General features: G+C 40.0%; 8 protein-coding genes. All 8 read right to left on the reverse strand.

Going from position 1 to position 16,743, the window contains the following annotated elements:
• Window positions 1–12: 12 nt before the first annotated feature.
• Window positions 13–1,260 carry a glycoside hydrolase family 5 protein gene (locus GGR21_RS00835; protein WP_183305250.1) on the reverse strand — a complete coding sequence of 416 codons (1,248 nt, stop codon included), beginning with the start codon at window positions 1,258–1,260 and terminating at the stop codon, window positions 13–15.
• A gap of 15 nt (window positions 1,261–1,275) precedes the next feature.
• On the reverse strand, window positions 1,276–3,600 hold the full coding sequence (locus tag GGR21_RS00840; protein ID WP_183305251.1) for an alginate lyase family protein: 2,325 nt from the start codon (window positions 3,598–3,600) through the stop codon (window positions 1,276–1,278).
• A gap of 20 nt (window positions 3,601–3,620) precedes the next feature.
• The gene (locus GGR21_RS00845; RefSeq protein ID WP_246347950.1) at window positions 3,621–6,254 is read right to left on the reverse strand and encodes a glycoside hydrolase family 2 TIM barrel-domain containing protein; all 2,634 of its coding nucleotides are present in this window, start codon (window positions 6,252–6,254) and stop codon (window positions 3,621–3,623) included.
• Window positions 6,255–6,356: 102 nt separating this feature from the next.
• Window positions 6,357–8,318 (reverse strand): RagB/SusD family nutrient uptake outer membrane protein, encoded by a 1,962-nt coding sequence (locus tag GGR21_RS00850; RefSeq protein ID WP_183305252.1) that lies wholly within the window; start codon window positions 8,316–8,318, stop codon window positions 6,357–6,359.
• Between the two features lie 12 nt (window positions 8,319–8,330).
• Window positions 8,331–11,591: a SusC/RagA family TonB-linked outer membrane protein gene (locus GGR21_RS00855; protein WP_246347951.1), complete on the reverse strand. Its 3,261-nt coding sequence runs from the start codon at window positions 11,589–11,591 to the stop codon at window positions 8,331–8,333.
• A 38-nt stretch (window positions 11,592–11,629) separates the two neighbouring features.
• Complete coding sequence (locus GGR21_RS00860) at window positions 11,630–12,952, reverse strand: DUF5125 domain-containing protein (protein ID WP_262890035.1); 1,323 nt, start codon at window positions 12,950–12,952, stop codon at window positions 11,630–11,632.
• Window positions 12,953–12,993: 41 nt separating this feature from the next.
• On the reverse strand, window positions 12,994–14,445 hold the full coding sequence (locus tag GGR21_RS00865; protein ID WP_183305465.1) for a glycoside hydrolase family 30 protein: 1,452 nt from the start codon (window positions 14,443–14,445) through the stop codon (window positions 12,994–12,996).
• A gap of 402 nt (window positions 14,446–14,847) precedes the next feature.
• Complete coding sequence (locus GGR21_RS00870) at window positions 14,848–16,503, reverse strand: DUF6377 domain-containing protein (protein WP_183305254.1); 1,656 nt, start codon at window positions 16,501–16,503, stop codon at window positions 14,848–14,850.
• Window positions 16,504–16,743: the final 240 nt, after the last annotated feature.

Here is a 16,743-nt window from a genome sequence, read left to right on the forward strand (position 1 = left end):
TATTTTGTCACATCATTCGGCTTTCAGCCCTAATGCACTGATGTAACCTTTTTGTATTATGTTGTTCTTGAATTTTGAATTTTCTATAAAGTCGAGCATGGCTTTCCATGCTTCCTCCTGATTGGGGCGAGCTTCGCGTATTTCTTTGTATGTACTGCGTGGAGCTTCTGAAAAAGCTTTCACCTTATCCCAGCCTTCCGGTTCTTCTATACCTACAAATGAAGAATTGTGGATTTTCTTGTACGGCCAGAATGTCCACCCGATATTATTATCTTCCATTGTTTTGCAGAATGTAGCCATCCATTCATCGGTATTGTGTCCTATTTCTCCCATATACATCGGCAGGTTCACGCTATCGCGGAAATTGATAAAACCTTTGATGGCTTCAGGAGTAGGGTCTCCGCCGTAACGGTGGCAGGTATACATAATTTTGTCATCGAATTTAGAATCTTTAAACGGTTTGAAATTCCCGTTCCATTGTGCACCTCCCAATAGTATGATGTGATTTTTATTTACTTCACGAATCGCGGCGGTTCCCATTTTATACAAGTCTTCCAGTTTGCCGTTCAGTTCTTCCATGTTCTCAAAATAAGGAGCAATAGGTTCATTAAACAATTCGAAGCCTAGTATTGTTGGTTCGTTTTTATAATAATCGGCAATCTTTTTCCATATATCGCAATATAATTTCTGGCTGGCTTCGCTGTCGAATAGCCATGGGTAACCGTAGCTGTCGTCTATATTGTCACCGGTTTGTCCGCCGGGAGCATCATGCATATCGAGGATCAGGTAAAGACCTTCCTGCTTGCACCAGCTGATGAGTGTGTCAATACGTGCGAAACCATCCTGATTGGCCGTCAGTCCCATATAATCTTCATCGGTAAAAAGTTTGTAATGAAACGGAAGGCGTACTGTATTGCTCCCCGTTTGTTTAATGAAGTGCAGGTCTTCGCGGGTGATATAATTATCTTTGAATAGTGTCCAGAATTCGGTGGCACGATCCGGGCCTACTAGCTGAGAGAACATTTCATTTATAAAACGTGCCGAATTGGCCTTGCTGAATCCGAACATATAACCTTCGGGGTTGAGCCAGTTACCCAGATTGGTTCCTTTTATAAATAATTTCTCACCATCGGGGGTTGTCAGGTTATGCCCGTCAATACGTATAAATGCTTCGGGAGCAAGTTGTGGCTCACTCTTTGTTTGCTGGCAAGCTGAGAATAGGAGCAGCGCCATTCCGATTATGTAAAATGTTTTTTTCATAATGTTATATAGTTTTTATTTATCTAAATTATTTCGTTTCAACAATGCTTCCAGAAAATAATAATCGGCGTAACTGATCGGTACATCTATTTCATCTCCCCCGGGATGATGGCCTGTTGAATGTAACAAAAGAAAGCCTTTATGTGTCTTCACTTCCGCTTTGTAATTATTGATAAGATTTGATAGAATTGTATCGGCCAGCCCGATATATTTTTCTTTGTTTTTGTCAGAATACGCTGCTAACTCATATAGTGCTGAAGCAGTGATGCATGCCGCCGAAGCATCACGTGGAGCGTTTGGAATAGCAGGGTCATTAAAATCCCAGTAAGGAATAAGGTCTTTGGGTAAGTTAGGGTGTGAGAATATAAATCCGGCGACTTTTTCGGCCAGATCCAGATAATCTGCTTTTTTCGTATATCTGTATGACATTGTGAATCCATATAACGCCCATGCCTGACCGCGCGCCCATGCTGTGTGATCGGCATATCCCTGATGGGTTTGTTTTAGACGGGTATTCCCTGAGATGGTATCGTAATCTACTACATGGTAGGACGAATAATCTTCACGAAAATGATTCTTCAAAGTAGTCATTGCGTGAGCATCGGCTATTTTGTAGAAAGAAGAGTCTCCGGTCATTTTAGACGCTTCGAAAAGAAGTTCAAGATTCATCATATTATCTATAATAACAGGGTATTGCCATGTTTGCCTGTTGAAATCCCATGAACGGATGGAACCTATCTTTTCATTGAACCGTAAAGATAATGTTTTTGCAGCCTGGATGACTACCTCTTTATATTCTTTATTACCTGTAAATTTATAGCCATTGCCAAACGAATTGAATATTTTGAATCCTACGTCATGAGAGGTTTTATCGAATTTTTCACTTTCTATAAGCAGGGAATGCTTAATTGCTTTTTCCTTCCATTTTTCATCTTTTGTGTACTCATACATAAACCACAATGAACCCGGAAAGAAACCTGAGCACCAATCACGCGGATTGACAAGGCGCAGGCTGCCGTCTTTGTTTACAGAACGGGGATTAACAACATTTTTTCTTTTCGTTTTTGTCAATGATTCATCGATACATGTGAATGCATAATCAAACTGTTTGCCAGCAAAAGAAAGCGATTCGGCTATAGGATCGACTGTACCATATAAAAGGCAGTTTCTGTCTGAAGAGTCCTGCTTATTGTATTTCTTATAAATATCCAGATACTGAGTTTGGGACGGATCAAGGTCAAGGATGCGGTATAAATCATTGCAAACATCCTGCTGTTTGGCTTCCCACCCACTTATTTGTTTGTAAGGCCATTCGGAAACATCTTTGCCCAGAAATGAAACAAGGTAGTCCATCGCTTTATAGAAGCTTCGTCCGTCGGGAGACTCTAATGTATATAATTCTTTTCCGAATTTCTTTGCAGTAGCAAAGAAGTCTATCATGTGGCTAAGATTGTATTCAGAATAATGGTAAGCCAGTGTACGCCATAGTTCATGGGGTTGTTTACCGTCAGGCTCTATTTGTTTGAACATAATATTTACGGGGAAAGTATCCATTATCTTTTTTGCTTCGTCGGTCTTTTCCGAAAACAACAAATAAGTCACTAACTGGGAGTTGTATGCCGTGGCGTGATTGTTCTTCATTTCATGTTCTTTCTTCCCTTGCGGACTGGTTTGAAGCCATTTGGCAAATTCGCCGAACCACTTTTGTAATCCTGTCTTATCCTGTGAAGTATAGCTTTTAGAGCCACCCAATAGCTGTATGCTGCTCAACATGCTAACAAAGGAGTAAGAGTCGATCAGCCCTTCGGGGCGGCCTTTCGAACCGTCTTTTCCCGGAATGAATTGAGAATAATTGAGATTAGGATTCATTTTGGTTTTCTCATTCAGAAACCAGGTACGAATCAACTCGGTTGCTTTTGCCGCATAACGTTCTTCGTCGCTGTAGAAGTAGGCAAGCGCCAGTGTATTTACTGCACTGCACATTGTCCCTAACGGATTCCTATCGTACTCATTGAGTTCCGGGTTTGACTGTCCATCCTTGAATACATAAGGCATTCCATCCTTCTTTTCAGGATTAGGCCACCAGTAGCGGCTCAAACTCACATAATCGTGCTTGCTGCCACTGGGGGCGACTGCTTTTTTGTAAGTAACAGAATATGTGCCTCCCGATAAGCTGCGGTCGGCCTGCCTTATCAGTGCTTTATAAGCATTTGAGTAAGCAAGGGTGTTTTTGCCAGCTTTTACTGTTTCCATTTTATCTCTGTTCCAGAGCCATTGGGCCTGTGTGCTCAGAGCGAAGCTAACTGTCAGGACGAGGAGTATATATAACTTTTTCATCATTTATTTTTATCAGTTAATTATTATAGCTTTCTCAGTTTTATCCCGTTGATAAATGCCTTTCCCGAACGGGCTTTGATCTCAACTGATATACTTTTTTCGCATTGTATTTTTACAATATATTTTTTTCGGATACCATGGAAGTTCCCGACTGTATTGTTCAGATTTATAGCCGGATCGACAGTCATTGTATTAATGATGACATCGAAAATGTTATCCGAATTATTGTTTTGTGTATCAGAACCTAATGCATGGGCTATGCTTGTGCCTGAATGGAATATATCGGCAAACAGCAACTCTATTTCGTATTCCCCTTTAGGTACATCGAAACGATACATTTTGGAGGATGTTCGCAAAGTCTGGAACAAAGGATTTTCATCGGTTCCCGTTATTTGTGCCTGAGTCGATTGTACCTCGCCTCCTACATATCCCCAGCTTCCGTTTGTATATTCCCTGTCGGGCAGCCATGTAAGATTGCTTTCGGGCGAAGTGTAAAAGGCATCACTTCCACAATTTATGGCCAGTTCTTTGTTATAGAAATTCTCATTGGTCAGTTTATCGGGAATGGCAGTAAATGTTATTTCTATTCCGGTTTCTATGGTGTGACCATTATATTCCCCTTTTGCTGAAAAATGGTGCTCTCCGTCAGTAAAAGGAATGTCCCATATTGCTTTGTGATTTTTGATTTTCTTTTTACCGAGCGATATTCCATTCATAAATAATTCAACTTCCGGTAGGTTGGAGTATATTTTCAATGGCTGAATCACAGGCCCTCCGTCGATGGAAACATCTGTCCGGTTTTTCCAGTCATGCGATGCTATGTGTAATACCGGAATATCTTTCCTATAACTGGCTTTGAATAAATAGTACACATCTTTAGGTGTGCGATCGGCATATACCAATCCTTTATTGTTGATCCTTGGCATGGATTCGTCCCGTTGAGCTGAACCAAAATCGATAAAATTCCAGTAAGTCGCACCGCAAATATAAGGCTTACGGGCAATAACCGACAAATAGTGTTCGGCGTATTCTTGCTGATATTCTATACTGAAATCGAATCTTTTTGGCTTCAGTGAATGTATGCGTTTATCCGATCCTGCTCCGTATTCACTGATAATCTTTGGCTTGCCGGGATGTTGCTTTTGCTGGTTTTCGATAAACTGATCGAACTGTTGCATATTATCAGAATACCAACCCTGATATAAGTTCCATCCCACTATGTCTACAATATTGCCAAATCCGGCTTTATTGTATGAATCACTTCCATGAAATGCCATCACGCTGTAACGGCGGCTATCTTCTTCTTTTAATACTTTTTCGAGGCGTTTGGCCAGATCGATTTCCCTGCTTATGAGTTCGTCCAATTCTTTGCCTTTATGCTTACGTTGGGTAACGAGCAGTATTTCGTTCATATATCCCCACATGATAACTGATGGATGATTGTAATGCTGGCGGATCATTTCACGGAGATTTGTTTCGCAATTATCGCCGAAAGAAGTTTCTTCAGGAATAATATCTATAATAGGGATCTCTTCCCAGACCAGCAATCCCAGCTTGTCGCATTGCTCTATAATGGCTTTATCTTGTGGATAGTGGGAGATGCGTACGAAATTTGCACCCATCTCTTTTATCAGTTGCATATCTCTACGGTGAGCTTCGTCGCTGAGGGCATTGCCTATTGGCATTTGATCCTGATGGCGACAAATCCCGTTTAGTTTATAGGGTTTTCCATTGAGGAAGAATCCTTTCTCTCCGTCAAAACGAAACCATCTGAATCCTAGTGGAGAAGTAACTTCATCTAATATTTCCCCCGATATTTCATCGGAGATTGTTGTTTCTACTGTGTATAAATATGGTGTTTCGGGTGACCATAATAAAGGATTATTTATTGCGGCGTCCTGTTGAATTTCCTTTTTTTGATGTGCTTCGAGCAATAATTTTTTCTCCAGCGTTTTTATAATATTTCTGTGAGGATCTCTCACAGTATGGATTATCTTTATCTTAGCCTTTTTCCGTGAATCATTAGCTATACTGCTTCTGATAGAATAGAACGCTGATTTTTCGGAAACATTATCTGTATGTATAAATATCCCATCCGAACCAGAATCTGATAAGTCTATGTGTTGATCCGGCGTAGTTATTAACCATATGTCGCGGTATATTCCCCCGAAGATGGTAAAGTCTCCCGAGATGGGAGGAACATCTGTTATTGAGTTGTCAACCTTTACGGTGATTGTGTTTTCCTTATCGAATGTGCAATATGTGGTTATATTGAAAGTGAAGGAAGTATATCCTCCCTTGTGTTCTCCTGCCAGTTGCCCGTTAATGTAAACGGATGCTACCTGGTTTACTCCTTCGAAGCGAAGGTATATTTGCCTCTCTTTATCCCTGTCGGATAGGGTGAATGTTTTATGATACCATGCAATACCCCTGTAATAATCTTTTTGAATATAAGCGTCGGTATTCCATGTATGGGGAATGGATATTTTCTGCCATTCGTCTTTGTTGAAAGATTTATTTTGATCAATGTCTTTTTTAATGAAATGCCAATTATTGTTGAACGATTGCATCTGGTGTTGTGCATACATAGCCAAACAGCAAAATTGAGCTGTTAGTATGAGAATAAATAATTTATGGTATTTCTGTCTCAGGTTCATTCTATTTTTCCCTTTTCATATAAGATAAGGATGCAGGGTCTTTATTGAAGACCCTGCCTTTCCCTATCAAGATCTAATTGATATACTGTTTAGTGAATCAGCCTATTCTGATTCTGTCGGCGGTTCAAGAACCTGGCTCCATAATGGGTTCTGCACTAACAGCCGACTCTTGCTTATTTCATTCTGAGGAACCGGATACCAGTACATTTCTTTTTTCCAGGTACGGTTTTCTATCTGTACACGGGTGAAATAAGATGTTGAGCTGCCGATAGGCTGATCGGCATATCCTCTCATATTCATTCCCGTGAAAAGAGTAATATCACCTTCCATTTCGCGGTTAGCTTCTGTTGGGTCGCATATCATCCATCTGCGCATATCGAACCAGCGTTGTCCTTCGGCCATGAGTTCGACACGGCGTTCGCGGTAAATTGCTTTGCGTTGCTTTTGTTGGTCGCCGATGATACCTGTTTTTTTCCCTTCACTTTGTAATTCCCCGTAGCCCATTATTCCTGCACGTTCTCTTACTCTGTCGACATACTCGATAATGCGCGAATCAGATGGATCTATTTCGTTGAGCACTTCTGCATAATAAAGATAGAAGTCGGCTAGACGAAGAAGGATTGAAGGACGGGCAAAACTTTTCAGATCACCACTGGCATTACTCCAAAGAACCTGCCTGTTTTTCAACTTATAAAGTAAGTAGCCTCCTCTAGGACTGTTATCATTCGATCCGTCAGATGGCTGACCCCAGGCGAAGCCTACCTGATAATTGGCATTATTGTTTGGTTGTTTGTGCCAGCTTTTACCCTGATAGGTTACCGCAGCATAGAAGCGCGCTTCTCTGTTCGCATACATATTGAAAATGTTAGTGTCGGTACGTTTGCTTGTATTGCAAGGGTTAACGATGCTAGTAAAGCCGTCTTCTCTATAACCTGAACCTTTATCGTTAATTTCGAGCCCATTGTTCATAAAGAATGCATCTACAGTTTCTTGTGAGACCCCAATATTTCCGTAGCAGGAATAAATATCGCGTGGAGTAGAGCGTTTCTCTGCGTTATGTTCTGCACTGTAATCATTTACTCCTGTCGCCCAAAGAATTTCATCGTTGTAAGCCTGATAAAGTTCATATACAGACAGGTCAGCGTCGATACTTCCGTTTGAATTCAATTTTACATATAATTTATGACCTTGTGCTTCTGCGAATGTCAAAAATTCTTCCAGTCTTTGTTTTGCGATATTCCATTTATTAGGATCTTTATCAGGAAACAAACGTGTTCCGTCAAAGTTAGTTATAGTAAGTGCTTCAGGGAAACCACCGTTAAATAAAGGAGATGCCGCATATACCCATAACTTTGCGCGAAGTGCCATTGCTGCTACTTTTGTAGGGCGAACAACTTCTGTGAGGTTATAAGTTCCTTCTTTCCAGATTGAATTCGGTATATCCGGAGATTCGATAACTTCTACCAGAAGATCATCGATATGCTTAATTACATCGTCCAACGGAGCACGGGCATAATCTATATTTTGATCTTCAGGATCAGCCAGGCCGGTGACAATAGGTATGGGGCCGTATAGTTCAAACAGTGAGAAATAAGCATAAGCGATGAGGAATTTGGCTTCCATTTTCATTTTTCTTACATCTTCTTCGCGCAAAGATGTGGATTCGTTAGGATTCCCTATAGGTTTTGCCCTTTCAATAAAGATCATTGCCTGACGGATATACTGATATTGTGTTGCCCAACGGTGAAGACCGGCACTGGATGGATTGTATCCTTGCACAAGCAAATTTTTTGCAGGACCGTTGTTTTGCATTATTTCTCCGGCGATTCCCGACCATGGATTTTTCATTCCACTGTTTGAGCTAGACCCGTTTTCGGAGTATTCACATATAGCGTTAAATATGTTACCATGCCACCGCTTGGTGTAGCTTGCATTTTCGAAAACTTTGTCGACGGTAAGATTATCGGAAAGCTCACCCGAAACATCCAGGTAATCGCTACAAGATGTGAGAGCGATAGTACCTGCTGCTACTATGGATAAAAATATTTTATTTATTGTTTTCATATATCGTATTATTTAAAATGTAACATCTAAACCTATTGTCCAGCTCGAACTCATCGGATATTTAGCTCCCGAACGCGCGTCTCTTAGTTCCGGATCCCAGAATTTTATGCTGTCCCATGTATACAGGTTTTGTCCTTGTACATAGAGCCGTATTCCATCCAGTTTTACTTTCTGTACAAGTTTCTTGCTGAATGTATAACCAAATTCTACATTTTTCAGGCGTAGGAAACTAGCGTTGCGATGCCACCAAGTACTCCATTCCTGGTTGTGAGAATAAGATGTCGAGTGTATTCTCGGGAAAAGAACATCCTGATTGTATGGATCTTCGAATCTCCAGCGGTCTAGTCCTTCTGTGCGCACCGATTGTTGCTCAAGCCCTCTCAGGAAAGGGACGAAGTTTTCGGCTTTGTTCAATAGGTTGGCAGACACGTTTCCTGTTCCCTGGAAGAATACACCTACGTTAAATCCTTTCCATTCCGCATTTAATCCGAATCCGTAAACTATTCCCGGAGAAGATGACGGATAGAAGCCATTGTCGTAAGTGCGGTCGTATGTATCGATAACGCCGTCCCCATTCAGGTCTTTGTATTTAATATCACCAGGAGCAACTACTGCACCCGGAACAGGCAGGCCTTCTTTCAGTTTATAGGTTTGTTTCTTTGTATGAGGATCGGTAGTGATATTGAAATCATCCGGAGTATACAAACCTTCGGCAATATATAAAAGCGGTTGTCCTATACTCTGTCCTGTGTACTGTTGGTATTTATAAACCTGAGGAATTTCGTCATACTCGGTTACCTTATTTTTAGTATAAGTAAAGTTTCCTCTGGCAGATAAAGACACGTCTCCTATTTCGTGACGTATAACTATATTGGCATCTATGCCCTGGTTTTCGGTTTTACCGAAATTTTGCATAGGACTTACGCGAAGTCCGGATGCAGACGGGATAGTTTGACGACGAATCAGGATAGAACTACGTTCGTTATGGAAATAGTCAAAGCCCATATCCACTTTTCCTCTGAAAAGTCCTACCTCCATCCCGAGATTGAATTTATCTTCGATTTCCCATTGTAAAAGAGGGGTTGCGTAATCACTCTCAACAATGCCACTTCCCGGATTGTTGGTGCCACCTCCGCCAGAACCTTGAGTAATACCCAGCGGATAGCCGGATGCACCTTCATTTACTTTTTCGCGATAAGGGAAACGTATATCGGTATTGTCTATTCTCACCTGATCATTTCCGGTTCTACCATATGATACCCTGAATCGGAGTTTGCTTAGAGTATTTTCTATATTTTTCATGAAGTTTTCCTGGCTCACGGTCCATGCAGCACCTACTGCCGGAAAAAATCCCCAACGATGCCCTTTTGCAAAATTTTCACTTCCCGTCATCCCGAAACTGGCTTCCAAAAAGTATTTACTGTCGAATCCGTATGTACCACGGGCAACAACACTTTGCTTGCGATAAGGCAGCATTTCTATCCCGTTGCTGCGACTCTGATATTGTGTTTCTTTCTGGTTATACAGTATTAGCCCTGTTACGGCATGTTTTTGTGCAAACGTACGGTTATAATTTAAAGATGTTTCCAGATATATTCTTTTCTCTCCCGAACTGGATGAAGACGTAGGGTTTGCCAGAGCTGATCCTGCCTTTATCTGTTTTAGGATCAGATTTCCATCGGCATCCCGTCCTTCAGCATAGTATGATTCTGCTTCTTTGGCTCTGTCTATGCGACCCTGAGTAAATGAATCGAAACTCATTGAACCTTTCCATGATAATCCATCGGTAATGAAGTCTAGCTTTTGTTCGAGGCCTACTCTTGTTTGTACAGTTACTTCCCAGTTTTTTGTGTAACCTACGTTATTCAACAGGTTATAAGGATTAGCCCGTTCGGCATTAGCATCGGTATTGAGTGGATGGTCGGAAAATGTACCATCAGAATAAACCATTGGAATCAGATGCGTAGGGAATATGGTGAATGCGCTAAATAAGCGGTCGGCTGTGCTTCTCGGTGCATTTTGTTGGACATAGAATCCACTCATGTCGACCGTCATTTTTGTCGTTTTGGTTATATCCATATCGATATTAGATCTTAGGTTATAACGCTCGTATTTGAGATTAGCATCATAGTTTTCTATCGGATTCCCTTTGTATATACCGTCTTCATTATAATATGCGCCAGAAACAAAGAATTTTACTTTATCGCCTCCACCTCTGAAGTTGATAGTATAGCGGCTTGTATAAGTATGATCTCTCAACAGATCCATCCAGTTTGTATTCGGATAAAGGTCGGTATCTACACCTGTGCGGTATTTTTCCAGTACATCATCAGAGAATGGTGCTACCCAGCCAGCCAGTGGATTTCCCGCATCGTTCCATATTGCTTCGTTGTATAAATTGAGTGATCTGTATGAATCCAGAATTTCGGGCAGACGGATCGGGGTTTTCATGGCATGCTCCATATTAAAACTTATAGCTGTTTTCTGAGCCTTACCACGTTTAGTTGTAACCAAAACAACACCATTCGCACCTTCGGCACCATATACTGCAGTTGCAGCTGCATCTTTCAGTACGGTAAATGTTTCTATCTCGTCAACAGGGATGTTGCTGAAACTTCCTCTGGGAACACCGTCTACTACGATCAGCGGACTTGTACCTCCGGCAAAGGAACTTACGCCACGAATCCAGAAGTTAGAGTCGTCATAGCCCGGTTCGCCCGATGGCTGGATGGCTATTACCCCTGCTATCTGTCCGGCGATACTGTTAGCTAGGCTACGTCCGGTTACGGCAAGTTCTTTTGACGTGACTGTGTTTATCGCAGAAACTACACTTTCTTTTTTCTGTTGCCCGTAACCTACGATGACTACATCTTCCAGGTCTACTGATGATTCTACCATACGGATATTTATCGAGGTTTCTCCTTTTTTTACCTGGCGGGTTTCGGTGTTGAATCCGATATATTTGAATTCGAGAGTTTGTCCTTCAGCAGCCCTGATACTATAACGTCCGTCAACGTCCGTCATAACTCCGGTCGTAGTTCCTTTTACTGTTACTGTAACGCCGATCAAGGGGTTTCCGTCTCCTTCTGTAACCAATCCTGATATAGTGATCGCGGATTGTGTTATTTCATTGGTTACTGCTACATCATTCTTATCGGCTATAGCGTATACACTATTCGCAGTGCAGAATAATGACACGATTACCAGTAACATCGCTTTTTGCATAGGTACATGTCTGTGCCTTATAGCGGTTATTTTTTCTGATATTTTCATATATAATTTAAAATTATAATTGTTAGATATTGGTTAACTTATTCTTCAGTAACTGTGATTGTTACAGGTAAGCTGGACGCATTTATGGTAAATACGTATACTTTTCCTGTTACAAGAGTTTTGCCTGATTTCAGCCTGATGTTGCCATCTGTTGCCGGAGCTTCGAAAATGTCGCTGACAATGCTGATCCTGTCTTTCGTGAACTCGTTGCCCCAACCTCTCTGATAGAAGAATTTAAAATTAACGCCGCCAGATGAAGGTCTTAATGTGGTTCCGGCAATAAATTTAATTTGGAATGTTTTGTTTCCTAGAGGAGCTGTTGCGATTCCTTTGTCAGCATTCCAGTTGATAGAATTACGTGCGTAAGAAGGATTTCCTACGTAGCCGTCACCTATTATCCAGATAGTTCCTTCTCCTGTAGTAGAATTGAAAACGGCAAGCGCATCACCTATCATCGGTTCTATTCTGAAATATTTAAGATTGGCGTCGGCTGTGATCCGGTATTTACCATCTTTGGCGCGGAAAGTGAAAGAACCATCATTGTTTGTATCCAAGAATGTAGGGTCTATCCACCAGTCGTTCAGGTCGGGATATCCGCCGATTACAATTGTTTGGTTTTGAGTGAATTCTTGTTCCAGAATACTTAATCCATTTGATGGATCGGGGAATAAATGCCTGGCAAAGGATGGTGGAACAAACGGCCTTCCTTCATATGTGAGGGTATTGAACGAAATACCATATTCGCCTACCTCGTCGCTGAGGAAAGGGATAGAGTCTGTCTGGTTTTCTTTTATTATCCTGTTTTCTTTTACCCATCCGAAACTTATTTCATTGCCTCTTTCGCCATACGCAGGAGCAACAATAAGCGCAGGCGTATACTGCGATGGAAAAACTTCGCTGGCGACATAAAGATGCTCTCCCGTCGAACTAGGTTTCATCTGATATTCTCCTGCTTCAGTCTTTAATATCAGGTATGGGAATTGAGGACGGGAAAGGTTTATACTGGTACTTGATATAGCAAAATCAAAATCCTTATTCTTAACAACAAACTTCAGTTCGGCTGTTCCGTCAGGAATATTTCCCAGGAATGGAATAAATAGTTTACCGGAATATGTTCCCGGATTATTTACCGGAATAAAAGTCTCAGATACAAGAATATCACTGTAATAAAGTATAGCCTGGATTTTGTTTAATGGATCATTCCCATCGACAGTGACCGAAAAAGGAATGCTATCTCCGAAATAAGCAGAAGCCGCTACATCGAAAGACACTAAATTCGGTATTTTATCCTTATCGTCATCGCAAGCTGCGAAACAGAAAAGGATTGCAAGCATTAGAATAAAAAATGTGCATTTTTTCATAATAAATTTTGGCCTTTAATTGTTAGATAATTTAAATAGTTTTATTTTGCCCACCTGTAAGAGACCACAGATTTTGCCGGGACTTCGAATACGAAATGTTTTTTATTATCAGATATGGTTATTTTTTTACTGCTGCTGTTTTTGTTAAGTAATACCATTGCATAGGTGCCGTCGGTATTTTCGAATGCCGAATATATAAATCCGTCCTCGAAGAATCCCTTTGTGCCGATGCGGACGGCTCCGGGTTTTACGACCGATGACATATGTCCTATGATGTAATAATGGGAATTCCGTGTTATTGTTCTGAAATCGGACAGGCTGATGTCTACTGCTCCGTAACATGTTTTACAACCTCCGTCACGCCATGGTCCCCGCGATGTGTCGAGCATAAGGTTCCATACAATAACGGCTTTGCACCAATTGTTGACAGTACCCAACGCCACATTCTCCATATCAGCCATCAGGCGTGAGTTCAGGTCTTGTCCGTTATTCCATGTGCCAATAGAGGTTTCTGTAAAAATGAGTTCTTTATCGGGTTGCCCGTTGTGGATATTGATAAGTTCGCTACGGTTTCCGCCATAGTCATGGTAAGCGGCTCCTGTTAAGTATTTTGCCGCATCCGTGTCCTGATATATTTTGAGAGGATAGCTTTTTTGACTTGCAATGTTATCATAGTTATAGTTATGGTCGAAAGCATAGACCTTAGGATGTAACCCGGATTTCTCCAACTGGGGGCCTAGTGCTGTTTTAATAAAATCTCTTTGTTCTTCCCAACCCATGTATAAAGAGGCTGAATTCTTTCTGTTCAAGGGCTCATTTTGAATGGTGATAGCCGTGATAGGTATTCCCTCTTTTTCAAAAGCCTTAATCCATTTTACAAAATAAGTGGCATAATCCTGATAGTATTTAGGGTTAAGTTGCCCGCTTGTCCATGAGTTGTAAGGTTGCAGGTCGCTCAGATTATTTACTTTCATCCAACGGGGGCAAGTCCAGGGCGAACCTAGTATTTTAATTGAAGGATTAATTTTTAGAATATCTTTCAATATTGGGATAACATAATCCTTTTCTTCGCTTTGAAGGGCAAAATTTTCGATGCCCTCTTCATCGCAACAGGTATATTCGCTGAGTGAGAAGTCGGAGCAACCGATAGAGATACGGATGTAGCTGTAGCCCAAGCCGTCCTTCGGATCGAAAGTCTCTTTTAGAAATTTATATCTGTCTTCTTTGTCCATCCTTAGCAGGTTGAAGCATGTGGAGCCTGTTACCGCAGCTCCGAAACCATCCATTTCCTGAAATTTTTCGGAAGGATCGATCGTAATAGTAGATGGCGACATATTGCTTTTATCGCTGAAACTAACCCCTGTCCGGTGAAGATCCATAGACCGGTTTGTGGTTGTCACAATGATGCTTACATCTTTATTATCCGGAGTTTCTCCTGGTTCTTCTTTCTTTATATCTTCATCTGGAGAGTTGCTGCTGCATCCCCATCCCATAAAAGAAATATTACAAAGAAGTAACAGAAGGAAAGCTCTTTTTAGCTGATGAACCAGTTGACTTATGAAAATCGGTTCGGTAGATGTTGATGGTTTGTTTTTTTGTCTAATCATATGTATTCGATTTACGGTGTTTTATGAAATGTTCAGGTTTAGATATTTTTCAATGCAAACATATTTAGATTGGAAATGCAAAAATTTGATAAAACTAAAAAAGTGAAATGTTAAATTTCATAATTTGCTGATAAACATATTGTTGACATGCTGTCTGGAGGTTGAATAAGTGGAAAAAACACAAATAATTAAAGTTATTTTTATCACATGAAAACAACTTTTAATGAAAAATCCCGGCATTTTAACTTGTCGGGATCGTAATATATTGAGAGTGGAACTTAACGGTTTTTATTTATGGAATGTACTAATCTTTTTTACAGTCCATTCAAAATCTTCTCTTGATATTTTTGCTTTGTTTTTGATCTTCGCTCGGTAATTATATATTGTGTTGACCGAATAACCAAGAAAGTTAGCAATTTTGGTACTGTCGTCAATGCCAAGCCGCATGAGGGCATATATGCGAAGCTCGGTATTCAGGACTTCTCCTTTTTTCAATATGATTCTCTCATCATCTTGTAATAAAGAATTGAATTTATCTACAAAGTCGGGGAATAGATGCATAAACATATTGTCGAAGTTTGTGAAAAATTCTTTGAGTTCTTCCTCCTTCAACTGATTATTTTTGGTGATCTTGAATAGGTTTTCTATTTCTTTATTCTGAATTTTTTTATTTACCATTTTCCGGTATTCATCCATTTTTTCTATATATTTCGAACATTGATCGAGAAAATATCCGATATATTCTTCTTTTATATAATTAGCCTCAGTTACCTCAATGTTTATATTTTTGAGGTTATTATTCATATTATGTAATTTCTGATTGAGGGCATTTAGCTCCGTATTTGCTTCTTTAAGCCGTTTGCTGATTAAAATACCTTTCCTCATTTGTTTGTATACATAACATACCGATATGATCAGCAATATGGATAAGACACTGGTAATAATAAGGGAAATGCGGAGCTTTTTTCTCTGTTCGTTACTCTTCGCCTGATAGGCTTTGTCTATGATAGACTGGATATTAATTATCTCTGAACTTCTGATACGTGTGTTATAATCGTTGATGTTATCGAGGGAGAAGCGCACATACATATAGGCTCTGTTTACATCTCCTTCCTGCATCAGCATATTTGCCAGGCTGGGTATAGACGCATTGTCTTTTATAGCTGACTGTATATCTGATATAGCAGATAAAATAAGATATTTTTTTTCCTGCTCTTTATCCTCTTTTTTTCTGTATAGTAACGACCTGTGAAAGGTGATTAAGGCATAACCGGGCGTTCCCATTTTAATATGTTGCAGCCGTTGATCGTTTATTTTCAGGGCTTCGTCTATTTTACCCTGTTCACGTATTGTATTCTCACGTAATCTGAGAGATATTTCTGAATTCGAATCGGCCAGGCTGATTATAGAATCCCTGTAGGTGTTGTTTTTTTGCCAGTATCGCCATCTGTCACGGCTGTTTTGGGTGTATAGCCCCATTCCGGAATATATGCTCCGGTAAGCTGAATAATATTCTATTAATTGGGCTTTATCCAGAAACTCTCTTTTCACGTTATCGATTATGTCTATAGCTTCCTTATACATACCCAGAGCCGAAAAAATATCTGCGGTAGCAATGGATGTTTCATTTATTTTATGAGGTTCGTTCAAAGAATATGCTATATCCATATTATAATTGAGGTAGCGTATGGCTGAATCTGAAATAAAGGATTTGTATTCGTTGTAGATCGCAGAATTTAAAGAATACATTTTATCTATAGAATTTGCAGATCTTATTTTTTCAGATTTAAGTTCTTCTATTCTGGCTTCTTTTAATTCTACATATAAAGCACAATTCTTTATTTTATTGTCAAGTTCCTGAAATAGAGAATCCAATTCATTTTTTGAGTATAGGTTTTTAGAAAAAATGAAGATAACGACGAAGAAAAACAGTTTTTTTCCCATATTAAACTCTGTATAAATACAATTTTATAGTGGAAGTTAGGTTTTTGATTTTAATAGTAGTATAGAAAATAGCTTACTTAAACAAGTGTTTTTATAATACCAGTTTTATGAAGCTAAGATACAAAAATATAATATATGTCATAATGCTTAAATATAATTTAATAAGAGATGCACTCTTGATTTAGTTGTCTCTCTCGATTATAAGTATCCGAGATTTTTAATATATTTATGCTCACTATA

The sequence above is a fragment of the Dysgonomonas hofstadii genome, assembly GCF_014196915.1.
Classification (GTDB): domain Bacteria; phylum Bacteroidota; class Bacteroidia; order Bacteroidales; family Dysgonomonadaceae; genus Dysgonomonas; species Dysgonomonas hofstadii.